At 66.4% G+C, this 22719-nt stretch carries 27 protein-coding genes; 18 read left to right on the top strand and 9 right to left on the bottom strand.

Translation table 11 applies throughout. The features are described 5' to 3' along the window. Positions 1–941: PDC sensor domain-containing protein (locus tag DBR10_RS20360; RefSeq protein ID WP_442861131.1), on the bottom strand; the 941-nt coding region annotated here is incomplete at its 3' end. Positions 942–1100: 159 nt separating this feature from the next. On the opposite strand from DBR10_RS20360, the gene pgsA reads away from it, so the two are divergent. Further along, on the top strand, positions 1101–1718 hold the full coding sequence (gene pgsA, locus DBR10_RS18305; RefSeq protein ID WP_108504539.1) for a CDP-diacylglycerol--glycerol-3-phosphate 3-phosphatidyltransferase: 618 nt from the start codon (positions 1101–1103) through the stop codon (positions 1716–1718). Between the two features lie 15 nt (positions 1719–1733). On the opposite strand, the gene DBR10_RS18310 is transcribed toward pgsA, so the two are convergent. Further along, a complete protein-coding gene (locus tag DBR10_RS18310; protein ID WP_108504543.1) occupies positions 1734–1919 on the bottom strand; it encodes a hypothetical protein in 186 nt (61 codons plus the stop codon). A gap of 354 nt (positions 1920–2273) precedes the next feature. Here DBR10_RS18310 and DBR10_RS18315 point away from each other — a divergent pair, with 354 nt between their 5' ends. After that, positions 2274–2480, top strand: a complete 207-nt coding sequence (locus DBR10_RS18315) for a cold-shock protein (RefSeq protein WP_108504542.1) — start codon at positions 2274–2276, stop codon at positions 2478–2480. A 127-nt stretch (positions 2481–2607) separates the two neighbouring features. Beyond that, the gene (locus tag DBR10_RS18320; protein ID WP_108504538.1) at positions 2608–3771 is read left to right on the top strand and encodes a patatin-like phospholipase family protein; all 1164 of its coding nucleotides are present in this window, start codon (positions 2608–2610) and stop codon (positions 3769–3771) included. Between the two features lie 109 nt (positions 3772–3880). On the opposite strand, the gene DBR10_RS18325 is transcribed toward DBR10_RS18320, so the two are convergent. Together DBR10_RS18325 and DBR10_RS18330 are read right to left on the bottom strand one after the other, a co-directional pair. Beyond that, positions 3881–4099, bottom strand: coding sequence for a helix-turn-helix transcriptional regulator (locus DBR10_RS18325; protein ID WP_108504537.1), 219 nt, complete (start codon positions 4097–4099; stop codon positions 3881–3883). Next, on the bottom strand, positions 4096–4524 hold the full coding sequence (locus tag DBR10_RS18330; RefSeq protein WP_108556569.1) for a hypothetical protein: 429 nt from the start codon (positions 4522–4524) through the stop codon (positions 4096–4098). The genes DBR10_RS18325 and DBR10_RS18330 overlap by 4 nt, the downstream gene beginning before the upstream one ends. 250 nt (positions 4525–4774) lie before the next feature. On the opposite strand from DBR10_RS18330, the gene carB reads away from it, so the two are divergent. Further along, a complete protein-coding gene (carB, locus tag DBR10_RS18335) occupies positions 4775–8068 on the top strand; it encodes a carbamoyl-phosphate synthase large subunit (protein ID WP_108504535.1) in 3294 nt (1097 codons plus the stop codon). A gap of 236 nt (positions 8069–8304) precedes the next feature. Here the strand turns inward: carB and DBR10_RS18340 are convergent, their stop codons facing one another. Next, complete coding sequence (locus tag DBR10_RS18340; protein ID WP_108504534.1) at positions 8305–8616, bottom strand: hypothetical protein; 312 nt, start codon at positions 8614–8616, stop codon at positions 8305–8307. A 145-nt stretch (positions 8617–8761) separates the two neighbouring features. Between DBR10_RS18340 and DBR10_RS18345 the strand changes: the two genes are divergently transcribed. From DBR10_RS18345 to pseG, 8 genes are all read left to right on the top strand, one after another. Then, the gene (locus tag DBR10_RS18345) at positions 8762–9214 is read left to right on the top strand and encodes a hypothetical protein (protein WP_108504541.1); all 453 of its coding nucleotides are present in this window, start codon (positions 8762–8764) and stop codon (positions 9212–9214) included. Beyond that, a complete protein-coding gene (locus DBR10_RS18350) occupies positions 9211–9495 on the top strand; it encodes a DUF1294 domain-containing protein (RefSeq protein ID WP_108504533.1) in 285 nt (94 codons plus the stop codon). Before DBR10_RS18345 ends, DBR10_RS18350 begins: the two co-directional genes overlap by 4 nt. A gap of 75 nt (positions 9496–9570) precedes the next feature. Continuing rightward, the gene (locus DBR10_RS18355; RefSeq protein WP_108504532.1) at positions 9571–10233 is read left to right on the top strand and encodes a glutathione S-transferase family protein; all 663 of its coding nucleotides are present in this window, start codon (positions 9571–9573) and stop codon (positions 10231–10233) included. A 174-nt stretch (positions 10234–10407) separates the two neighbouring features. After that, a complete protein-coding gene (gene greA, locus DBR10_RS18360) occupies positions 10408–10881 on the top strand; it encodes a transcription elongation factor GreA (RefSeq protein WP_108504531.1) in 474 nt (157 codons plus the stop codon). A gap of 106 nt (positions 10882–10987) precedes the next feature. Beyond that, the gene (locus DBR10_RS18365) at positions 10988–12085 is read left to right on the top strand and encodes a mitochondrial fission ELM1 family protein (RefSeq protein WP_233243486.1); all 1098 of its coding nucleotides are present in this window, start codon (positions 10988–10990) and stop codon (positions 12083–12085) included. 70 nt (positions 12086–12155) lie between these two features. Then, positions 12156–12896: a hypothetical protein gene (locus DBR10_RS18370; protein WP_108489527.1), complete on the top strand. Its 741-nt coding sequence runs from the start codon at positions 12156–12158 to the stop codon at positions 12894–12896. 47 nt (positions 12897–12943) lie between these two features. Further along, positions 12944–13660: a cytidylyltransferase domain-containing protein gene (locus DBR10_RS18375; protein WP_108556566.1), complete on the top strand. Its 717-nt coding sequence runs from the start codon at positions 12944–12946 to the stop codon at positions 13658–13660. Next, entirely contained in the window at positions 13657–14634 is a 978-nt protein-coding gene (pseG, locus tag DBR10_RS18380; protein ID WP_108505271.1) for a UDP-2,4-diacetamido-2,4,6-trideoxy-beta-L-altropyranose hydrolase, read from the top strand. Before DBR10_RS18375 ends, pseG begins: the two co-directional genes overlap by 4 nt. 22 nt (positions 14635–14656) lie before the next feature. On the opposite strand, the gene DBR10_RS18385 is transcribed toward pseG, so the two are convergent. Beyond that, positions 14657–15079 carry a hypothetical protein gene (locus DBR10_RS18385; RefSeq protein WP_108489897.1) on the bottom strand — a complete coding sequence of 141 codons (423 nt, stop codon included), beginning with the start codon at positions 15077–15079 and terminating at the stop codon, positions 14657–14659. Positions 15080–15538: 459 nt separating this feature from the next. Here DBR10_RS18385 and DBR10_RS18985 point away from each other — a divergent pair, with 459 nt between their 5' ends. The 4 genes from DBR10_RS18985 (at position 15539) to DBR10_RS18400 (ending at position 19009) form a co-directional block, all read left to right on the top strand. Beyond that, positions 15539–16273 (top strand): hypothetical protein, encoded by a 735-nt coding sequence (locus DBR10_RS18985; protein ID WP_146187874.1) that lies wholly within the window; start codon positions 15539–15541, stop codon positions 16271–16273. A gap of 131 nt (positions 16274–16404) precedes the next feature. Further along, positions 16405–17052, top strand: a complete 648-nt coding sequence (locus DBR10_RS18390; RefSeq protein WP_108505647.1) for a class I SAM-dependent methyltransferase — start codon at positions 16405–16407, stop codon at positions 17050–17052. Further along, positions 17049–18311, top strand: coding sequence for an NAD(P)/FAD-dependent oxidoreductase (locus DBR10_RS18395; RefSeq protein ID WP_108505646.1), 1263 nt, complete (start codon positions 17049–17051; stop codon positions 18309–18311). The genes DBR10_RS18390 and DBR10_RS18395 overlap by 4 nt, the downstream gene beginning before the upstream one ends. Next, positions 18308–19009, top strand: a complete 702-nt coding sequence (locus tag DBR10_RS18400; protein ID WP_108505645.1) for a WbqC family protein — start codon at positions 18308–18310, stop codon at positions 19007–19009. The genes DBR10_RS18395 and DBR10_RS18400 overlap by 4 nt, the downstream gene beginning before the upstream one ends. Positions 19010–19131: 122 nt before the next feature. On the opposite strand, the gene DBR10_RS18405 is transcribed toward DBR10_RS18400, so the two are convergent. The 3 genes from DBR10_RS18405 to DBR10_RS18415 are packed head-to-tail and all read right to left on the bottom strand — an operon-like array spanning position 19132 to position 21468. Then, entirely contained in the window at positions 19132–20289 is a 1158-nt protein-coding gene (locus DBR10_RS18405; protein ID WP_108505644.1) for a glutathionylspermidine synthase family protein, read from the bottom strand. Positions 20290–20294: 5 nt separating this feature from the next. After that, positions 20295–21020, bottom strand: coding sequence for a PspA/IM30 family protein (locus tag DBR10_RS18410; protein WP_108505643.1), 726 nt, complete (start codon positions 21018–21020; stop codon positions 20295–20297). A gap of 22 nt (positions 21021–21042) precedes the next feature. Continuing rightward, a complete protein-coding gene (locus tag DBR10_RS18415) occupies positions 21043–21468 on the bottom strand; it encodes a YjfI family protein (protein WP_108490455.1) in 426 nt (141 codons plus the stop codon). A 172-nt stretch (positions 21469–21640) separates the two neighbouring features. On the opposite strand from DBR10_RS18415, the gene DBR10_RS18420 reads away from it, so the two are divergent. Continuing rightward, positions 21641–22279, top strand: coding sequence for a DUF2491 family protein (locus tag DBR10_RS18420; RefSeq protein WP_108490454.1), 639 nt, complete (start codon positions 21641–21643; stop codon positions 22277–22279). 26 nt (positions 22280–22305) lie between these two features. Next, positions 22306–22719: a DUF350 domain-containing protein gene (locus tag DBR10_RS18425; protein WP_108490453.1), complete on the top strand. Its 414-nt coding sequence runs from the start codon at positions 22306–22308 to the stop codon at positions 22717–22719.

Below are 22719 nucleotides of genomic sequence, written 5' to 3' on the forward strand. Positions count from 1 at the left end.
ACCTCCAGATTGATCCGCTTGGAGACGAACAGGGCGAGCGCGCCACCCATGGCCAGCAGCACCAGGAATATGCCGGTAGCCGACAGCACCGATATGGTGATGGTCCGGTTGAACTCGGCCCGGGGAATGGCCACCAGCAGGGTCCAGCCGGTCTGGGCCGACCGGGTATAGGCCACGCGGGTGGGAACGCCGTCCAGCGACCGGCTGTAGATGATCCCCTCATTGGCCCGGCTTAAGGTCTTGACCATATCCGGCGAGGCCACATGGCCGGTCCATTTGCCTTCGCCAGCCGACCGGGCCAGCACCTTCTGCTTGTTGTCCAGAAGCGTGGCCACCCAGCGGTCGGGGACGCGAAGCTCGCGAAACACCGAAGCAAAGGAAGCGGCCTCTACGACATAGGACAGGACATGGGGGCGCCCGTTGATCACCAGCGGGGTCACCACCGTGACGACCGGCTGTCCCGAAACCGGGCCGATCCGGAGATCCGAGATCTTGCTGCGGCCTGCGAGCAGGGCCCGGGTCAGCGCCGGGTCGCGAACGGTGCTGGGCAGCGGCGCGCCGTAGGGGCGGAGCGTATTGAGGATCTGCTGACCGCTGATATCCGTGACCACAACCCAGCCGGCCCGGTCACTGGTGGCCCGAAGGGCGCGAGCATGAAAGCCCCGCAGGTCGCCCGCCTGCAGCGCCTGGTCACTGGCCAGGGTCTCGGTGACGGCAATCCCGACGGCCGCCTGCCGGTCAACCGCGCCTGACAGGGCCCGGGCGGTGGCCAGCATCTGCTCATCACGCTGGGCCCGCCCCTGGCGATCGGCACTGACCAGCAGGAAGGCCATGCTCAGCAGGGCCGGAACCAGCAGGCTTACCGTCAGCAGAACCAGCCGGCCGCGCACGGAATTGAGACTCCGTTGCCCAAAGCGTCCAACCTGGTCCAGCAGCTTCATCAATGCGATCACCACAACTGGCGCGAACCAGCCAGGGCCCGTACCCCTTTATAGCGAAAGGCCTTCGCGCGGGCTTTGGTTAAAATCGTCTTCAGGGTTAGGTCGCGTTATCGATACGGCCGGTAGCCCTTCGGCGCGTTCCCGCGTTAGATAGGCCTCATGAAGAATCTTCCGAACATCCTCACCGCCTCGCGTCTGGTCCTGGCCCTGTTCATGTTCGTGGCCCTGGCCGCCGCGGCCGGCGCCGTGCCCCTTCTGTCAGAGAACCTGACGGTCGCGGATCAGTACCGCCTCGAGCGCTGGGCGTTCTGGGCCTTTGTCGTGGCGGCAGTCACCGACTTCTTCGACGGCTGGCTGGCCCGCAGGCTGGACGCGGTTACGGTATGGGGCGCGATCCTTGATCCGATCGGCGACAAGATTCTGGTTTGCGGGGCCCTGCTGGGCCTGATGGCTCTCGGCCCAAATCCGATGGTCGTGCTGCCGGCCGGCCTGATCCTGTTCCGCGAATTCGCCGTCAGCGCCCTGCGCGAGGTCGGGGCCGGCAAGGGCATCAAGCTGCCGGTCACCCTGTTGGCCAAGTGGAAAACGACCCTGCAACTGGTGGCAATCGGCGCGGAGATGGTGCTGGCGTCCTGGGCGGCCTTCGGCCTGCCCGACACCCCCGACGTCGTCGGCCCGGCCAGCCTGGCGATCCACGGCCTGCTCTGGCTGGCTGCCGTCATCACCCTGATCACCGGGGCCCAGTACTGGGAAGCCGCCCGCAAGGCCCTGACCTGAGGCCGGGCGGGGGGGCTACTCCGCCGCCATCCGCCAGGCCTCGGCAGACTCGTCTTCGACGATCTCGCCGCCCTCGATCGCGTCGGCATCCGTAGGGCCAAACAGGAGCCATTCGGTATCCAGGCCCAGGCCGGGCATGCGGGCCCGTTCGGCCTGCATCATGAGCGCCAGCCAACTAGCCCCTGTGGTCTGCAACACCATGACGGTCTCCCTGAATACGCGCCTAAAATTGATAATGACTCGCAATAGCGAGATCAGCAAGGCCTGAGGGCGGGAAACTTCTGGGCGTACGCGCAAGCACAGACGCGTTGTTTTCGAGTCCAGTGCGCAAGAAAAACCTGCATGCGGCGGGCGGCAAAAAAGCAGAATCCAAGATTCTCCTTGCTGGCGCGGCGCTAAGCCTCCATCATGAGCTATCGAAATTCGCTGCCGTTCGGCCTGCTATTCCATGCTTCCTTCGAGGAAGCGCCGGACGCGCCTACCGATCCCCATCGAAATTTGATCGCTGTCCGGAACGCTTCCGGCGGCGACTGCTATCCAAAGGACTATCTCACCATGGCTACCGGCACCGTTAAGTGGTTCAACGGCACCAAGGGCTTCGGCTTCATCCAACCGGATGACGGCGGCTCGGACGTTTTCGTGCACATCTCGGCCGTTGAGCGCGCGGGCATGCGCACGCTGAACGAAGGTCAAAAGATCACCTACGAACTGGAACAAGACAAGCGCAGCGGCAAGATGTCCGCTGGCCAGCTGCAGGCTTAATCCAGCAGACGGCTCCGGTTCGCCGGAGCCCTCGAAAGCTTACGATAGGCCGGCGCTTGCGCCGGCCTATTTGCGTTCGGCCTGCATCGCTCTAGGGTCAGGACAACTCAGGTTTTCGGTCAGGTTCATGCGCACGTTCCAGGCCCTGCTCATCCCGCTCGCCGCGCTCGTTCTGAGCGCCTGCGGGACACTCCCCAGAGACAGCTTCTCGGCCCGCGACATTATCGGCGGTGCGCCCCAGGGCCTGAAGGACGTGCGCTTCGACGCCACCGATGCCGAGGCCGGCATCCGCTTCGCCGACGCCGCCCGCACCCGGGCCGCCGGGCAAAAGACCTTTGATGTCCTCGCCGTTTCCGGCGGTGGCTCGAACGGGGCCTTCGGGGCCGGGGTTCTGGTCGGCTGGACCAGGACCGGCGAGCGCCCCGAGTTCGACATCGTCACGGGCGTTTCGACCGGAGCCCTCACCGCCCCGTTCGCCTATCTGGGCCCGGACTGGGACAAGCGGCTGACCGAGGCCTATACCAGCGACGCCGCCGAACGGATCCTCGAGCGACGCGGCCTCGATATCCTGTTCCGGCCCAGCTTCTATACCAGCAACGCCCTGCGGGCCCTGGTCGAGACCTATGTCGATCCGCCGCTACTCTATGCCATCTCGGTGGAACACGCCCGGGGTCGCCGGCTGTTGATCGCCACCACCAATCTCGACACCGAACAGACCGTGATCTGGGACATGGGGGCCATTGCCGCGCGCGGCGATGCCAAGGCCCTGAAGCTGTTCCAGGACGTGCTGGTCGCTTCGGCCAGCATCCCCGGCGTGTTTCCGCCGACCCTAATCGAGGTCGAGGGCCAGGGCCGCCGCCTGTCGGAAATGCATGTTGACGGCGGGGTTTCGACCCCGTTCTTCGTTGCGCCGGAAGCCCTGCTCCTCTGGACCTCGCCCGATCGGGGCCAGGCCCGGCCGGGGCGCATCCGGGTCATCGTCAACGGCAAGATCGACAGCGGCTTTGCCTTCACCGGCGGCGGAGCCATCGCCATCATCGGGCGGGCCTGGACGACCATGAGCAAGGCCCAGATGCGCACCCAGCTGACCGCCAGCGCCGCCTTTGCCCGGCGCAACGGCGGCTCCCTGCTGTTTGCGGCCATCCCCGACCAGACCGACGCCGACACCTCCGGCCTCGACTTCAGGGGGGCCAACCGCAGGGCCCTGTTTCAGCTCGGCTATTACAGCGCCCTGACCGGCAAGGCCTGGCAGGCCCCGACCGATCCGGCCGAGGCGGGCAAGACGCCCTGAGCCCGCCCTGGAGCAACGCGCGCGAAATCAAACTCGCTTGCCTTGCTCTAGCCTTTTGTTTTCCCATCGCTTCTGCGGAAAACCGGCGTCCACTTTTCCGCGCGATGCTCTAGCTTTCGCGAGACCACTGAAACACCTCTTCCAGCGGCTTGCCGAAGACCTCGGCGATCCGGAAGGCGGCCTCGAGGGTCGGCGAGTATTTGCCCGCCTCGATGGCCGCGACGGTCTGACGGGTCAGTCCGATCCGCTTGCCGAGCTCAGCCTGCGACATCTCCCCCGCCATGAACCGCAGGGTGCGGATCTGGTTGACGATCACCCGGTCGCTCATGCCGCGCTCCGGCGATAGCTCCAGGCCGCCAGGCCGTTCTGGGTGATCTCGGCCAGCACGATCGCCAGCAGGCCGGCATTGACGATCTCCCAGCCACTGGTCGTGAACGGCATGACCATCCCGACCACCATCATCCCGACCATCATCACATAGTAGGCCACCATGCTGGAGCGACGCTGGATGTCGTGGTCACGCTCGTCGGCCGGCGCGCGGGCGTCTTCCGGAGCCCCGACCCGCAGGGCGATCCGGCCAAGAATGTGCAGCACCCCGTTACCGCCTGCCGCCAGGGCCAGCAGCCACAGCTGCGGCAGATTCGGCAGCAGACCGGGCGTCGGCGGCGACAGGACGACATGCACGAAATAGGGCCCGTAGGTGACTGCGATCAGCAGCAGCGTCATCCAGGCGAGTTTCTCACGGTGCGGCATGGCCGGCCCCTTTGTGTACGTTAAGGTCGACTTGATGTAAGAAAAACCGAACATTGAGTCAAGCTATACCAACACGCCTCTTTCGCCTTGCCGTGTCTCCGGCCGAATGCGGGGACTCACTGCCGCATGGACAGCGATAGGGGTTGCCCCGATCCGACTCCGTCTCTAAACGGGCGACTTAACCTGCAAGATGGTCGGCAGCGGGCGCGCGGATGTGCGCGACCGTGTCTCTGCGCGCGAGTTTTCTTCTATGCCCAAAAGAACAGACCTCTCCTCGATCCTGATCATCGGCGCCGGTCCGATCGTCATCGGCCAGGCGTGCGAGTTCGACTATTCGGGCGTTCAGGCCTGCAAGGCCCTGCGCGCCGAGGGCTACCGGATCATTCTGGTCAACTCCAACCCGGCCACGATCATGACCGATCCGGACGTGGCCGACGCGACCTACATCGAGCCGATCACGCCTGAGATGGTCGCCAAGATCATCGAAAAAGAGCGCCCGGACGCGCTCCTGCCGACCATGGGCGGTCAGACCGCGCTGAACACGGCTCTCGCCCTGGAGGCCAACGGCACCCTGGCCAAGTACGGCGTCGAGATGATCGGCGCGAAAGCGGAAGTCATCGACAAGGCCGAGGACCGCCAGAAGTTCCGCGACGCCATGGACAAGCTGGGTCTGGAAAGCCCCAGGTCCAAGGCCGCCCACAATATGGACGAAGCCCGCGAAGGCCTCGCCTTCGTCGGCCTGCCCGCCATCATCCGCCCCAGCTTCACCCTGGCCGGCACCGGCGGCGGCATCGCCTACAACCTCGAGGAATTCGAGGAGATCGTGCTGCGCGGCCTCGACCTGTCGCCCACGACCGAGGTGCTGATCGAAGAAAGCGTGCTGGGCTGGAAGGAATACGAGATGGAAGTGGTCCGCGACACGGCGGACAACTGCATCATCGTCTGCTCGATCGAGAACATCGACCCGATGGGCGTCCACACCGGCGACTCCATCACCGTCGCCCCGGCCCTGACCCTGACGGACAAGGAATATCAGTGGATGCGCGCGGCCTCGATCGCCGTACTCCGCGAGATCGGCGTCGAAACCGGCGGCTCGAACGTCCAGTTCGCCCTCAACCCCGCCGACGGCCGCATGGTCGTCATCGAGATGAACCCGCGCGTGTCGCGCTCCTCGGCCCTGGCGTCCAAGGCCACCGGCTTCCCGATCGCCAAGGTCGCCGCCCGCCTGGCCGTCGGCTACACCCTCGACGAGCTGAAGAACGACATCACCGGCGGCGCGACCCCGGCCTCGTTCGAGCCCAGCATCGACTATGTCGTCACCAAGATCCCGCGTTTCGCCTTCGAGAAGTATCCGGGCAGCGAGCCGCACCTGACCACCGCCATGAAGTCGGTCGGTGAAGTGATGGCCATCGGCCGGACCTTCAAGGAAAGCGTCCAGAAGGCCCTGCGCGGCCTCGAGACCGGCCTGACGGGCTTCGACGAGGTCGAGATCCACGGGGCCGATGATCCCGACAACGGCAAGGCTGCGGTCATCCGCGCCCTGGGCAACCCGACGCCGGACCGCCTGCGCGTCATCGCCCAGGCCTTCCGCCACGGCCTGACCGTGGACGAGGTCAATGCCGCCTGTTCCTACGAGCCCTGGTTCCTGCGCCAGATCGCCGAACTGATCCGCCAGGAAGGCTGGGTCCGCGCCGGTGGCCTGCCCACCGACGCCCAAGGCTTCCGCGCCCTGAAGGCCCAGGGCTTCTCCGATGCGCGCCTGGCCAAGCTGGCCGGGACGACGGAAAAGGCCGTCCGCGCGGCCCGTCAGGCCCTGAAGGTGCGCCCGGTCTTCAAGCGCATCGACAGCTGCGCCGGCGAGTTCGCCGCCACCACGCCGTACATGTATTCGACCTACGAGTTCGGGGCCCTGGGCCAGGTGCCCGAGTGCGAGAGCGCGCCGTCCAACCGCAAGAAGGCGGTGATCCTGGGCGGCGGTCCCAACCGGATCGGCCAGGGCATCGAGTTCGACTACTGCTGCTGCCATGCGGCCTTCGCCCTCGATGCCATCGGCATCGAGTCGATCATGGTCAACTGCAACCCCGAGACCGTCTCGACCGACTACGACACCTCTGACCGCCTGTATTTCGAGCCGCTGACGGCCGAGGACGTGCTGGAACTGCTGGACGTCGAGAAGTCCAACGGCACCCTGGCCGGGGTCATCGTCCAGTTCGGCGGCCAGACCCCGCTGAAACTGGCCCAGGCCCTGCAGGACGCCGGGATCCCGATCCTGGGCACCAGCCCCGACGCCATCGACCTGGCCGAGGACCGCGAGCGCTTCCAGCAGCTGCTGAACGGCCTCGACATCGCCCAGCCCGAGAACGCCATCGCCCGCACCTGGGACGAGGCCCGGGCTGAAGGCGACAAGATCGGCTTCCCGTTCGTGATGCGTCCGTCCTACGTGCTGGGCGGCCGGGGCATGGAGATCATCCGCGATCACGAGCACCTGGAACGCTACATCACCAACACCGGCGAGATCTCGTTCGAGCACCCGATCCTGCTCGACCACTATCTGAGCCGCGCCACCGAAGTCGACGTCGACGCCCTGTGCGACGGCACCGAGGTGTTCGTGGCGGGCGTGCTGGAACACATCGAGGAAGCCGGCGTGCACTCGGGCGACAGCGCCTGCTCGATGCCGCCCTTCTCGCTCAGCGCCGAAACCGTGGAAGAGCTGAAGCGCCAGACCGTGAAGATGGCCCTGGCCCTTAACGTGCGTGGCCTGATGAACGTGCAGTTCGCCATCGAGGAGCCGCACAGCGAAAACCCGCGCATCTATGTGCTGGAAGTGAACCCCCGCGCCTCGCGCACCGTGCCGTTCGTGGCCAAGACCATCGGCCAGCCCGTGGCCGCCATCGCCGCCAAGATCATGGCCGGCGAAACCTTGGCCAGCTTCGGTCTGAAGGACGTTCCCTACGACCACATCGCGGTCAAGGAAGCGGTGTTCCCGTTCGCCCGCTTCGCCGGCGTGGACACGGTGCTGGGCCCGGAAATGCGCTCGACCGGCGAGGTCATGGGCCTGGACTGGAAGCGGGACGGCGAAGACGGCATGGGCCCGGCCTTTGCCCGCGCCTTCGCCAAGAGCCAGCTGGGCGGCGGTGTCACCCTGCCCCGCGGCGGCTGCGCCTTCGTCTCGGTCAAGGAAAGCGACAAGCCCTGGATCGTCGAGCCGGTGAAACTGCTGCAGGCCGCCGGCTTCAAGGTCATCTCGACCGCCGGGACCCGCGCCTATCTCGCCAGCCAGGGCGTAAAGGTGGAACTGGTCAAGAAGGTTCTGGAAGGCCGCCCGAACATCGTCGACGTGATGAAGAACGGCGGCGTGCAGCTGGTCTTCAACACCACCGAAGGCAAGCAGGCCCTGGAAGACAGCTTCGACATCCGCCGCACGGCCCTGATGATGAAGGTGCCCTACTACACCACCTCGGCCGGCGCGCTGGCCGCCGCCCAGGCGATCTCGGGCGCGCCGGCCGAGTCGCTGGATGTACGCCCGCTGCAAAGCTACAGCTGACGCCTGCCAGGACGATCCGGCAGCCAGACCCCGCGTCGGTGAAAACCGGCGCGGCGTTTGTCTTTGGGCCCGCAGCGGTGGTCGGAAACGCACAAAGGCGGCCGACCCCGAAGGATCGACCGCCCTGCGACCTGCCTCGCGCCCGGTTGCCGCGGGGCAGGCCCTGGAGCGTCGCGGTCAAACCCGGTTCGACCGCACCCCAAGCTCTTGAAGGCTGAAAGCCTCCGAAGCGAAGCTTACGCGCCGCCCGGGAAGCGGAACGGGACCTTCACGACGCCGGTCTTGGCGCCCATCGGCAGCTTGTCGGCGATGCACATGGCGGCCTTGTCGAAGCCCTTGCCGGCCGCGCTGTTGTCGACGACCTTGCACTCGGACAGCTTGCCGGCGTCAGCCGTGCATTCCAGCATGACCTGGGCGGCGTCGCGGGTGTTGGCATATTGCTGCAGGCAGCGGCTCATCTGGTCTTCGAAGCCACCCGCAGCCGAAGCGGTTTGGGCGACGAACAGGCTGCAAGCCATGCCGGCGACGATGGCGATCGGATACTTCATAAGGGGTTCCCTGTGGCGATTGGCCGTTGATGACCCTTATGACAGGGGCGAACTAAGGAACTGAAAAAGTTCAGAGTTAACCCTTTATGACCTTGAACTTTCTGGCCGGATTGAGCCTTTGCGCTTCAGCGGCTATGGCTTGGCCATGTCCGCCCCCGCCACGCACACCGCCTATTCTGACGCCGAGGTCGCCAGCCTGGCGGTCCGACTTCTGGACCACAGCCTGCCCAAGGCCGAGTGGACCCATGCCGCGCATCTGGCCGCGACCCTGCGTCTGGTCCGCCAGCGCAATGCCGGTCTGGAACGCGATCTGCCGGACATCATTCGCACCTATAATGTAGCGGCCGGCGGCGTGAATGATGACACCAGCGGCTATCACGAGACCCTGACCCAGGCCTATCTGGCCGCCATTCGCGCCTTCGTCTCTGACCTGCCCGAGGGCCTTTCTGATGGCGAGGCCGTGGCCCGCCTGCTGGCCTCGCCGATGGGCGACCGGGCCTGGCCCCTGACGTTCTGGTCCCGCGAGCGCCTGTTCAGCGTCGAGGCCCGCCGGACCTGGTTGGAGCCCGATCTCGCGCCCCTGGACGCCCCGGTTTGAAGACGCTGCTGGGCATCGCCCTGCTGGCGATCAATCTGGCGACCTTTGCCGCCTACGGCTGGGACAAGGCGGCCGCCGGGCGGCGGGGCGAGCGGCGTATTCCCGAACGGACCCTGCTGGCCCTCGCCGCCCTCGGCGGCAGTCCCGCCGCCCTGCTGGCCCGCCACACCCTTCGCCACAAGACCCGCAAACAGCCCTTCGTCGCCTGGCTGTTCCTGATCGTCTTCCTGCAGGTGGCGGCCGGCGTGGCGGCCTTCGCGATATTCGCCGGGCGGCCCTGACAAGGGCTCACAACCGCCCTTGACTGCCCCTCAGGTCGCCATGGCAGGGTCAGGCTTCAGTCGGGAGCTCGCGCCATGGTCATCGTCCATCACCTGAACAATTCCCGCAGCCAGCGGGTTCTGTGGCTGCTTGAGGAGCTGGGCGTTCCCTACGAGGTGAAGCGCTACGAGCGTGACGCCCAGACCATGCTGGCCCCGCCGGAGCTGAAGGCCATCCATCCCCTCGGCAAGTCGCCGGTCATCACGGACGGCGACAAGACCATCGCCGAGACCGGCGCGATCATCGAGTACATCCTCGAGACCTACGGCCAGGGCCGGCTGATCCCGGCCGCCGGCACGGCCGAGCGCCTGCGCTATACCTACTGGCTGCACTATGCCGAGGGCTCGGCCATGACGCCCCTGCTGCTGAAGCTGGTGTTCACAGCCCTGCCGACCCGCGTGCCGTGGCTGATGCGCGGCCTGGTCAAGGCCATCGCCAACGGAGCCCAGAGCGGGTTCATCGACCCGCAACTGAAGGTCCATGTCGACTACTGGAACACCGAGCTGGCCGCGTCGGGCTGGTTTGCGGGTGCGGACTTCACCGCCGCCGACATCGCCATGAGCTTCCCGCTCGAGGCCGGCGCGGCCCGGGCCGGGGCGGCGGATCGCCCGAACGTCAAGGCCTTCCTCGCCAGGATCCATGCCCGCCCGGCCTATCAGGCCGCCCTCGCCCGGGGTGGTCCGTACGACTACGCCTGAGATCAGCGCGTTCGAGGGCTTCTACTTCCTGCCGTTTCAGCGCAGACCGGCCGACAGGAACAAAGGGAGGCCCTTGCTTATCGTGAACGCGCCTCTTATCCTCTCAGCCCCCGGTCGCGAGCGCCAGCGACGGGACGTATACTCCTCCCAAGGCGAACCGAGCTAAAATCCGCAATGGAAAAAGTGCCGATGACCGCCGGGGGTTATCAGACCCTCGACGATGAACTGAAGCGTTTGAAGACGATCGAGCGCCCCGCGGTGATCGCCGCGATCTCCGAGGCACGCGCCCACGGCGACCTCTCCGAGAATGCCGAGTACCATGCGGCCAAGGAACGTCAGGGCTGGATCGAAGGCCGCATCGCCGAGATCGAGGACAAGATTGCCCGCGCGCAGGTGATCGACGTGTCTAAGCTGTCGGGCAAGCAGGTGAAGTTCGGGGCCACGGTCAGCGTGGTCGACGAGGACACCGAGGAAGAGGCCCGCTACCAGATCGTGGGTGACCACGAGGCCGACGTGAAGTCGGGCCGCATCTCGCTGTCATCGCCGCTCTCGCGCGCGATGATCGGCAAGGAGGTCGGTGAGGTGGTCGAGGTTTACACCCCCGGCGGCGTCAAGGCGTACGAGATTCTCAAGGTGGAGTGGCTGTAGGCTTCGCCCTGCGGTCCAACCTGCGCCATAAAGCTGGATCATGGAACAAGGCTGCTCCCCCGGAGCGGCCTTGTTTCCGTATGACTCCGCCCGACAGGACGATGTCTTGACCTCATCTGAGCCCTCTTCCTGCCACCAAGGCCCGCTGGTCATCTGGGCCCTGTCGGACGGTCGCGCCGGCATCGAGGCCCAGGCCGTCGGCCTGGCCGAGGCGGTCGGCCGGGAAACTGCGGCAACGATCCTGGTCAAGCGCGTCGGCTGGAAAGGCCGTATCGGGCGGCTGCCCTGGTGGCTGAACTGGCTGCCCCGCCGCTGGTTGACACCGGAGAGCGGCATCGAGGGCGACTGGCCCGATCTGTGGATCGCCGCCGGCCGCGCCACCCTGCCCCTGTCGATCCGCGCCAGGCGCTGGTCCGGCGGCAAGACGATGGTGGTCCAGATCCAGGACCCGCGCGTGCCGCCGCACATGTTCGACCTGGTCATCCCGCCGCGTCATGACCGTCTGAACGGTGACAATATCCTGCCGATCACCGGCTCTCCCCATCGCGTCACGCCCGCCCGGCTGGACAGCGAGTACGAACGGTTCCGCGACCAGATCGAGGCCCTGCCCCATCCCCGCGTGGCGGTCCTGATCGGCGGCAAGTCCAAGGCCTTCGACCTGCCCGTCGAACGCGCGGCCCAGATGGCCCACCAGATCCAGCTGCCGCTCGAACAGGAAGGCGGCAGCCTGCTGATGACCTTCTCGCGCCGGACGCCCGAGCCCGCCCGCGCCCTGCTGACCGCCCGCCTGCGTCACCTGCCCGGCATCATCTGGGACGGTGAAGGCCCCAATCCCTATTTCGCCTTCCTGGCGGCGGCCGACTACATCCTGGTCACCGAAGACTCGACCAACATGGCGACCGAGGCCGCCTCGACGGGCAAGCCGGTGTTCATCCTCAAGATGGAAGGCCACAGCCTGAAGTTCCGCCTGTTCCATGAGGAGCTGGAACGCCTCGGTGCCGCCCGTCCCTATGGCGGCGGCTTCCACGGCTGGACCTATGAGCCCGTCAATGAAACCCGGCGCGCGGCGCGGGAAATCCTCACCCGCATGGGCATCGAGCTCCCCCCCGATACCGCGCCCGTGGCCGAGCTCCTTGAAAGCGAGCCCCGGAAGAAGCCCGTGCGGAAACCCCGCGCGAAGGCGGCGGCGAAGCCCAAGGGTTGATCCGGGCCATTCCATTTCCGGCCGCGACCCACTAGCCTGCCGCCGAATTTTCGCGCGCCTGGGGGAAGTGATGTCGCGTAATGGGGCCCTGTTCGCCGCCTGCCTGCTGCTCTGCGCGCCGCTATCGTCGGCTCTTGCCCAGACGCCTCCCGCCAGCAAGCCGGTCTCCGAGAAAGAGCGCTCGGACTTTCGCGCCGGTCTGGCCAGTTCGGCCGGCGGGCAAACCTTCGCGCTGGTGATCAAGCACTATCCCGAAGAGTTTCGGGCCTTCGAAACGGAACTCCTGAGCGACCTGCTGAACGGCCGGGTCGATATGGCTGGCGTACAGACAAGGACCTTCAACTTCATGATGTCGATCCGCACCCGAATGGCCCCCAACGTGCGCCGGGCACCGACGCCCAAGCTGGTGGCGTTCGGTGAGGCGCAGCTGTCGCTGATGAAGACCCTTCTGCCGATCGCTCCCAGGGTCTGCTACGAATATGCCGAACTGGGCGGGCCCACCCCGGAGGCGGCCCAGGGCGCGCCGCGCACGATCGACCCCTATCTCAATGCCCAGAACGCCGTGCAGTTTGATGTGGCCATCGCCGGCGAGACGTCCCCTACCCCGCACGACTCGCCGAACGGGGAAGATTTCTCGACGGCTTTCGCCGAGTTTTCCCGGCGCAAGGGCGACGCGGACTGGCTCAAGGCCATGAGCATCGGTGCCCCGCGAACCCAGACCGATTCCCAGCGTTGCGCAGCAGCCATCGTCTGGATCGAGTCGATCCTCAGCCAGCCGCCCGAGCGCGCAGCCCGCCTTCTGGCAGGCTGACCTGACGGGCTGGCCAGCCCGGCGTTTTCCGCGCTAGACCTAGGGTCATGATCCTCGCCATCCTCCAGGCCCGCATGAGTTCCACCCGGCTGCCGGGCAAGGTGCTGATGCCGATCCTGCGCGAGCCGATGATCGTGCGGCAGATCGAGCGGATCAGTCGAGCCCGGCGCATCGACAGGCTGGTGGTCGCCACCAGCGACCAGCCCGGCGATGACGTTCTGGAAGCCGCCCTCCGGCGCGAGGGCATCGCCGTGCATCGCGGCCCGCTGGACAACGTGCTGGCCCGCTTCATCGGAGCCCTGGACGCCCACCCCGCCGACCACGTCGTGCGCCTGACCGCCGACTGCCCGCTGACCGATCCTGGCCTGATCGACGCCACCATCGACCTGCATCTGACGTCCGGCGCCGACTACACCAGCAACAGCCCCGACGGCGCGGCCTTTGCGAAAGGTCTCGATGTCGAGGTGATCACCGCCGCCGGCCTGCGCCGGGTCGCGGCCGAGGCCGACAGCCCCGAGGCCCGCGAGCACGTCACCTGGGACGTCTGGAACCAGCCCCTGCGCTGGAAGATCGCCTGGCTGAACGCCCCGCCCGGCGAGGGCGAGATCCGCTGGACGGTCGACCGACCCGACGACTACGCCTTCGTCGCCACGGTCTATGACCACCTCTATCCTAACAACCGCAACTTCACGTCGGACGACATCAAGGCCTTCGTCGCCACGCGGCCGGATCTGGCGATGTACGGCGGCGACCGGCGCGGATGAGCCCGCAGATTCTCTTTGTCTGCAATGCAGGGCCCGAGGTCGGCGGCGGCCATGTGATGCGCAGCCTGACCCTGGCCGGCGCGCTGGAGGCGGCAGGCGCGTCCTGCGCCTTCCTGTCGACCCCGGCGGTCGATGCGGTGCTGGACGCTTTCGCCCCGGACACCCGCCGCGCCGCGCGGCCCGAGCCCTTCGACGCCGTGGTCTTTGATCACTACGGGCTGTCGGCCCCCGACCACCGCGCCTGCGCCCGGGGGCGGCCTACCCTGGTGATCGACGATCTGGCCGACCGGCCACTGGCCGCGGACCTCGTCCTGGACGCCGGACCCGCGCGGCAGGCGGAAGACTATGCCGGCCTCGTCCCGCCCCATGCCCGGCTCATGCTGGGCCCGCATCACGCCCCGGTGCGCTCGGCCTTCCCGGCCTTGCGCGAGGCGGCGCTGGCGCGACGCGCGGCGGGCGGCGCGGTGCGGCGTATCCTCATATCGCTGGGTCTGACCGATGTGGGCGGCATCACTGGCCGGGTGGTCGATCTGCTGCTGCCCCTGACCGGCGACATCGCCCTCGACGTGGTGCTGGGCTCGCCCGCCCCCAGCCTGCCGCGCCTCCGCGCCCTGGCCGATCCGCGCCTCACCCTGCATGTCGACACCCAGGACATGCCGCGCCTGACCCTGGAGGCCGATCTGGCCGTCGGGGCCGGCGGCTCGACCAGCTGGGAGCGCTGCATCCTGGCCCTGCCGACCCTGACCCTGATCCTCGCCGACAACCAGATCGCCGCCGCCACGGCCCTGGCAGAGGCCGGGGCCAGCCCGTGTCTCGATTTGGCTGATGCGGGGTTCGACGCGGCATTTGCGGCGCAGGTGGAGCGGTTGCTGGCGGACGAGGCCCTGCGGGCGTCGCTGTCCGCCGCCAGCGCCACGGTGTGTGATGGGGGCGGGGCGCAAAGGGTGGCGAGGGCGTTTCTGGGGCGGCTCTAATGATTTCGCAGAGCGAGGGTTATCAGTATCCGAAGGTCCCGGCCTTGCCCGACATGGGCTTATCGGCAGGGTAGTTGGCCAAAACCCTCCAGCCATCCTCGGCGGTATAGGTTGCATAGCCGTCCGCCCTGCAAACCCGGCAGCTCTTCTTGTCGATAAGCGCTCCGGGCGTATGCAGAATGACGCCGGACCCGGACGGCGCGGCTTGCATAACATAGGCGGACGATCCGACGTCGAGCACCTGAATCGCAAACTGGGGCGAATGTCCGCGAAACTGAGCGGCAGCCGCCCTGAAGCTCCCGGCATAGTCACAGGGCTGAGAGGCGGCTGGGCCGGTGCAGCCGGGCGTGGTTCCGGAGACCGCCAGCAGCGAAGCCCCCGTTACGGCGACGATCATGCCGAAGGCGGCCAAGGGACCGGCACCGATGTTGAGCGGCTGCATCATGCGTTCAGCTTGTCGCACCAAGCTAGGATGCGCAACGGGCTGACCGTGGCTATTCGAGTTGAAGAGCGGACGCCCCCGCGTCCCGCTCACCCTTAAATCTCTTGGAGGCAAGCGTGCCGGTCTGGAAAGGTTGGTCAAGGACTGGCCTGCGGCCAGCCGCCACGCGGCGACGCGCGAGCGTCGTCCTTGAGCAACCTTTCCAGACCGGCGATCCTCTCACCGTGAAATTTAAGGATGGCTCCGCCTGCGAGGGGCTGGCGAGGTGCACGCGCGGCCCGCTTCCACAGATACGGTTATGGGCCGAGAGGCCCAGATGTTACTATAGCAACGCGCGTAAAATCGCGCGTCCAGCTTCGCGATTTTACCTAGAATTACTGCATCTAGCGCGCCAATATATACGCACGCACGCTTAATAGCATCCGCGCTGCTAAAATCTTTGGATCTCTCAAGGCAATGATAATGGATACAAAAATTATACAGGAGATAAAAAATCTTGAAGATTGGGTCAAAGTTATGAGGGGAATGAACGGCAAACAAGTCGCAGTTATGGAATTTTCACAAGCTTACGGGTCTGTCGTTGATATAGATGCAGAGATTGCATTTCGGGACTTACTGCGCGTCGTAGACGGGCTACCAAAATTACTGGACGATTTACCATCAGAACCCACCCGCCGCGTTGCCCAGGCCGTTATAGACAGAATAAATCGATTACTGAATCCAAAACATTTTACGGTAGATTTCGGACAATGGAAAAATATGCATCACGCAAACATGGAAGCTATAATTGAGTCCATTCCAATATTTCATGAATTGAAATTCGATGGCGATCTATTTATTTCAAATGCCACAAATATTTATGCTGAAATTGAAAATTTGAAAGAAAAATTCGCTAAATCCGATGAAATTTCGGAAGCATCCAAGATCGTTTTGCGCGCCCAACTAGAACTTCTACATAAAACCGTAAGCCGTTTCCAGTCGACAGGCGTTGGAGCTTTTCGCGACAGCATGTTTAGCATATACGGCCGCGTCACACTAACATTGGAAGCAGACGCAACTATCCCATCGGCTAAGAAGCGTGAAATTGCCGATGATATTTTGAGGGTTTGGGATTTAGCTCAGATTGGTGGCGGGCTTCTAAAACTAGCGGGACCGGCAATCGCGGGCTATCTAGCGGCACCAGTTCTTGGGTCTTAAGTTGGATGTAAGGCTGCCAAATGCCCCCTGCGACAAACCGCTCAGCCCCACCTAACGCCCGTTAACCAAACGTTGTGCGCTTTCGCGGGATTCTCCGGCCAGCTCTTCCTTGCCGGGATTCCTAAAGCCCCATGCCCGCCCTGCCCGACATTCGCGGCCTGAAGTATCCGGACGAGTTCGTCGCCCGGCACTTCTTCAAGCGTGGTCTGCACCAGCGCGCCGGGCGCGTGGTGGAGCTGGGCGGAGGCACCGGCAACAACCTGTCGCTCTATGCCGCCTATGGCTGGTCGCTGACCGATGTCGACTATTCCCAGGCCGCGCTGGACGACGCCCGCTGGAACCTGGGGCCGGACGCCACCCTGATCCAGGCCGACCTGTCGCAGGGCCTGCCCGACCTCGGTGACGCGCCCATCGACGTTCTGCTGATCCCCAACCTGCTCTGCTACCTGACCGCCGCCCAGGCGAGCGTTGTGCTGACCGCCGCCCGCGCGCGGCTGTCCCCGGGGGCCGAGGTCTTCGTGCGCACCCGGCTGGTCGACGACTATCGCTGCGGCAAGGGCGTCGAGGAAGAACCCAACGGCTGGCGGCTGGCCACGCCCGAGACCGGCGAGGCGGGACTGTTCAACCTGTTCTACACGGCCGAAGGTCTGGTCGAGCGGCTGGTGTCCGAGCTTGGCCTCATCGACCCCGTGGCCCTGAAGGTGGCGTTCGACAACGTCCAGAACGGGGTGCTGGTGGCGCCCAACAGCGACCTGGTCGTCTGGGGAGCCGTGGCATGAGCGACCGCGTCCGCATCATCGGCGGCGGGCTGACCGGCATCCTGGCCGCCTTCGAGGCCCATCGCCTGGGCTGGCGCGACATCGTCCTGCAGGAGCGGTTCGAGGCCCTGGGCGGCGTGGCGCGCCCCCGGGTGGCGCACGGCCTGGAGATGCGCGACGGCTGCGTCTATTTCGGCGGGTCCGGGGATCCCATCGTCGAGACTCTGACGGCCCAGGGGGCGACGTTCGAGACCTTCGACAACCGCTTCGGCTCGGTCAGCCTGGACAGCGCCGGCCGCCGGGTCTTCACCTGGGACTTCGGTGGCCCGGCCGTGGACTGCGCCGCCACCACGATCAGCCGCCCGGCCAGTGACAGCCTGGGCTCGCGCATCGCCGCCTATCCGGGCCCGATCGCCGCCCGGCTGGAAGCCTATTGCCGCTGGCACCTGGATGCCGATCCCGACCAGATCCATGGCGATGCTGCCATTCCCCTGGCCATCAACCGCGTCTTCCCGGCCGCCGCCGACCTGACCCAGCTGGCCCGCGCCAAGGCGACCAATCCCTGGGCCGACGAGCTTTATGCCATACCCCGGGCCCTGATCGGCCGGACGCTCAACCTGACCGCCACCCTGCCGGCCGGCGGCTTTGCGGCCCTGTTCGACACCTGCCTTGCGGCCCTCAAGCGGCTGGGTGTGCAGGTCGAGCTCAACGCCCTGGTCTCGCCCCGCGCCCTGCTGGCCGCGCCCGATCCGGCCGAGACCGTAGTCTGGGCGGCCAATCCCACGCCGCTGTTCAAGCCGCTGGGCCTGCCGACCCCCAACCTGATCAAGAAGAGCTTCGCCACCTACGTCTTTGCGGTCGATTTCGACGGGCCCTGCCCGGTCTATGTCCAGAACTTCACGGCCACCGGCAGCGCCTTCCGGGTCTATCTGTACGAGAGCGGCGGCCGGCAGCTGGCCGTGGCCGAGTGCGTGAAGGAGGCTGATCTGGCCGCCCTGCCCGGCGAGATGCGGGCCCTGCTGTCGGGCTTCGGGTCGCTGAAGGTCGGGGCCCTGCTGCACAGCGACGTCCAGCCGCGCTGGATCTACCACTCGCTGGAGGCCATCGCGGGCCTGAAGACCCTGCGCGCCCGGCTGGCCGACCGCTTCGGCACCGCCTTCATCCCCGGGGCCTGGGAGCCCTATGCCAAGGCCGCCAAGCTGGCCGAGGTCAATGCGGCCCTGCTGGCCGCCCGTCAGGGCGAGCCCGCCGCAGCGCCCGTCTCCGCGAAGGCCGGATGAGCCAGACGACCGTCACGGCCGCGATCATGCAGCCGACCTATCTGCCGTATCTGGGCTATTTCCAGCTGATGGCGGCCAGCGACGTCTTCGTGTTTCTGGACGACGTGCAGTACGCCCGCCGCTCGTGGCAGTCGCGCAACCGCATCCTCACCGCCCAGGGCGAGCTGATGCTGACCGTGCCGGTGAAAAAGCACGACCGCGACACGGCCATCCACGCCATCGAGATCGACGACAGCCAGCCCTGGCGCGAAAAGCACCTGGCCGCCATCCGCCACGCCTATGGCAAGCGGCCAGGCTTTGCGGAGGGCTTTGCCTTCGTGTCCGGGCAACTGGCCCGGCATCCGGGCGGGGCGCTGTCTGACCTGACCTGCGACATGGCCATGGCCGCCGCTCAGCAGCTCGGCCTGACGCCGCGCTTCGAGCGCGCCTCGCGCCTTGGGGCTGACGGTACCCGCTCCGAGCATCTGCTGGCCGTCTGCCGGGCCGTCGGGGCCAGCGACTATGTCTCGCCGTTGGGCTCGGCCGACTACATGGAAGAAGACGCAGTCTTTGCCGCCGCCGGCTTCCCGGTGCGGTTCCAGGGCTTCACGCCGGTGCCCTATCCGCAGGGCTCCGAGCCGTTCACGCCGTTCATGGGCTTTGTGGACGGTCTGATGAATCTGGGCTGGGACGGGTTGCGGGAGGTCGTGCGCGGCTAGCGCGGCACTGGCCCCCTCCGGATGCTTCGCATCCTCCTCCCCCATAGGGGGAAGACGGATCCCATCCGCCCCCGATGGGGGCGGACGACCTGCGTAGCAGGTCAGGTGGGGGCCAGTAGCCCCTACCCCATGATCACATGCGGCACGAACCGGGCGAGGTTCTTGGTCACTACGCTGTCGTCCTCACGGATGCCGATACCCGCGGGTTCGTTGCCGACCATCCAGGCCCCGATCACCGGGCGCTTGCCGGCAAATTCCGGTGGCGGGCTGTAGGCCTGCAGGATCGCGCCTTCCTGGCCGTAGCCCTGGTCGAGCACGGGCTCGTCGCCCCCGATAATCTCGATATTGGCCCCCTCGCGCGAGAACAGCGGCTTGCGCACATGGCGGGGGCCGAGCGCCGACGCGGCCGGGTCGCCTTCGAAATAGGCTTCCAGCAGGTTGGGATGGCCGGGGTGGCGCTCCCACAGCAGTGGCAGGATGCCCTTGTTGGACAGGATCGCCTTCCAGGCTGGCTCCAGCCAGCGCACGCCGGCCGTCTTCAGATGCACGGCATAGGGCTCGCGCAGCATCTGCTCCCAGGGATAGAGCTTGAAGGCCGCCTTGAGGACAAAGCCCTCCAGATCGACGAACTGGCCTTCGGCATTGACCCCGATGGCGTCGATGGCGACGAACTTGGGATCCAGACCCGCCTGCAGGGCCAGGTCCTCCAGGAACCGCACGGTCTGGCGGTCCTCGACAGCGTCGGCGTCGCTGGCGAAGTGAACGAAGCCGCCGGTCGGGAACAGCAGCTTGAAGCGGTCGCGCAGGGCTTCGAACAGGCTGTTGAACTGGTCGGTTCCGGCCGGCAGGGCCCCGCAGGCCAGCAGTTCCTCCAGCCACAGCCACTGGAAGGTGGCGGCTTCAAAGACGCTGGTCGGGGTGTCGGCGTTGTACTCGTAGAGCTTGGGCTTGGCGGTCCCGTCATAGCCGAAGTCGAAGCGGCCATAGAGCGAGGGCTCCTTGGCCCGCCACGAGGCGCTGACGAGGTCCCAGTGCTCGGGCGGAATAGCCAGCCGGGTCAGCAGGGCCTCGTTGCCGGCCACCTCGTCGACGAGGTCAAGACACAGCTCGTGGACATCGGCCGCCGCCGGCTCCAGGTCGTCCTCGACCTGGGCCAGGGTGAAGGCATAGGCGGCCGACTCGTCCCAGTACGCCTGGCCGTCGGTGTGGTGATAGACAAAGCCAACGGCGTCGGCCTTGGCCTGCCAGTCGCTGCGCGGTGTCAGGTCAAGGCGACGCATGCGGATCAGGCTTCGCCGGTCTTCTGCTCGATCTGCAGCGGGGCCGGGGCCGGCGGAGCGAGGCGGGCCAGGATGTCATCGGCCGAGGACTGGCCCGGGCCGATGCCGGCCAGACGCAGCTTCTCGTCGAGATCGGCACCCGTGCGACGGTCTTCCAGCTCGCCGGCGGCGCGGATGCGCTCGCCGCGAATGGCCTGCTTTTCCTTGATCCGGGCCAGGCTGTCGGCCGCCGAACCCAGCGAAGAGCCGGCACCGGCGCCGCGCGCGGCCACCGAGGCCTGGGCCCGCTGAACGCTCTCATTGACCTTCACGACCTCGACCTCGCGACGCAGGGTGTCGATGCGGCGGTCGGTGGCGGTGATGGCCTGGTGCAGCTGGTCTTCGGCCTGACGCATGCCCTCGATCTGGGGCTCCTTCAGGGCGATGTCCTGCTCGAGGTCGGCGATGCGCTGGGCCACCTGGCGGGCCAGGTCCATGTCGCCCTTGCCGACAGCGGCGCGGGCCGAGCCTTCATACTTGGTCACCTGCTCGCGGAAGCTGGCGACTTCCTTTTCCAGGATACGGCGACGGGCGACCAGCGTGGCCATGTCGTCCCGGGCCTTGCCCTGGGCCGTATCGGCGTCGCGGATTTCCTGGTCGAGGATGCGGATGGCGTTGGCGTCGACGACGGCCGCAGTGGCCTCATGCGCGCCGGCGCGACCCAGGGTGAACAGCTTGCGCCAGATGGACATCGAATAGGCTCCGGAAACGGGATCAGGCGGGGGTGAAGGACGAGCGCAGGTCGGAAGCGGCCTCGATGGCGTTTTCGGCCAGGACGCGCAGCTCGATCAGGATGTCGTCCAGCGACGAGGCCGGAGCCAGTTCGCCGAACAGTTCATAATAGTCGCGGTCGCCCACGGTGCTGATGCCGAAGTTCGACAGGGGCACCAGCTTCTGGGCCTTCAACAGGAACTCGTTGAAGGCATGACGGTCTTCCTGCTCGTCGACCGGCCACAGCAGGACCGAGGCGGCGATCTGCTGGTCGCTGACGCTGACGAAGATCTCCAGGTCGCCGTGATCGTGCATGGTCACCAGCAGGATCGGATCAGCGCCTTCGACGACACGCGCCGTCAGGGCGTCGGTCAGTCCGTCGGACAGGGCGGTCTTCAAGGATCGGACGGTCCAGGCGGGGGTCGTCATCGGGCAGGGTCCTCCAGAGGTCGTGGTCTTCCATACAAGATGGGAGGGCGAACGCCAGTCGTCGAGAGCATCATGGCTCCGTCCGGCATGACAAGTTGGTAATGGCGCGCCCCCTTTTGCGGGCGGCCCGAGCGTCGTACAGGTTGAGGGAGTCGTCACCGGGTGCGTATCGATGTTCAACAAGCTTTTCGGACGCAAGACCGCCGCCCCCGCCTCGGCCCTGCCGGCCATCCGCAATGTCACCCTGGGCCGCACCGTCTGGCTCGATACCCTGGCCTGGCGGCGTTTCGGCAGCGACACGCGCTTTGCCCTCGATCGCGACACCCTGGAGATCACCGCCCAGGGCCTGGTCGAGCTGAAGGACGGCGGCTTCGTCCACCGGTTCTATACCGACGACCATGTGATGTTTCAGGCGGTGTCCGATGATCGCGAGGGCCAGCGCCTGACCGACGTCACCGTTTTCATGGCCTGGGACAGTGCCTATCCGGGCAGCCGCGCCGACCGCGAGGCCTGGGCCAAGCGCCTGCGCGCCCGGACCTTCACCGCCCCGGGCCTGCCCGACTTTGACCGGCTGTGGTTCGGCGACGAGGCCGAGAGCCAGGACCCGGTGACCTTCTGGGAAGACCTGCACGACGACCGTGACGGCATTCCCGACCGCCGCATCTTCCAGACCTCCATGCTGTTCGCCCGCGACCTTCCCGAGGAGGGGCGCGAACTTCTGCTCGCTATCGAGCAGGAGAGCGAGGACCATGAGATCTCGTTCGAAATCATGCTGGGCATTCCGCTGGAAGCCGGCGAGTTCAAGGCCTGACAGGCTAGAGGAAAGACGCAAAGACCATGTTCGATCTTCAGGGATTTGGTGCCAGCGCCCTGGCCTTTCTGGTGGCCTTCATCGCGGCTGGCCTGTTCACGGTGGCCTTCAAGATCATCTACCAGTGGGTCACGCCGTATAACGAAGGCCAGCTGATCCGCGAGGGCAATGTCGCCGCGGCCCTGGCCCTGGGCGGCGCGCTGATCGGCTATGTGCTGCCGCTGGCCTCGGCCCTCAGCCACACCGTGTCGCTCGTCGAGTTCTGTGCCTGGGCGGCGCTGGCCGGCGTGATCCAGATCGCGGCCTTCACCCTGATCCGCATGGTGGTAATGAAGGACGTCGCCGCCCGGATCGAAAAGGGCGAACTGGCGGCCGGCGTCTATCTGGCCAGCATCTCGCTCGCGGTCGGCCTGCTCAACGCCGCCTGCATGACCTCGTGA

The sequence above is a fragment of the Caulobacter sp. HMWF025 genome (assembly GCF_003060965.1).
Taxonomy (GTDB): domain Bacteria; phylum Pseudomonadota; class Alphaproteobacteria; order Caulobacterales; family Caulobacteraceae; genus Caulobacter.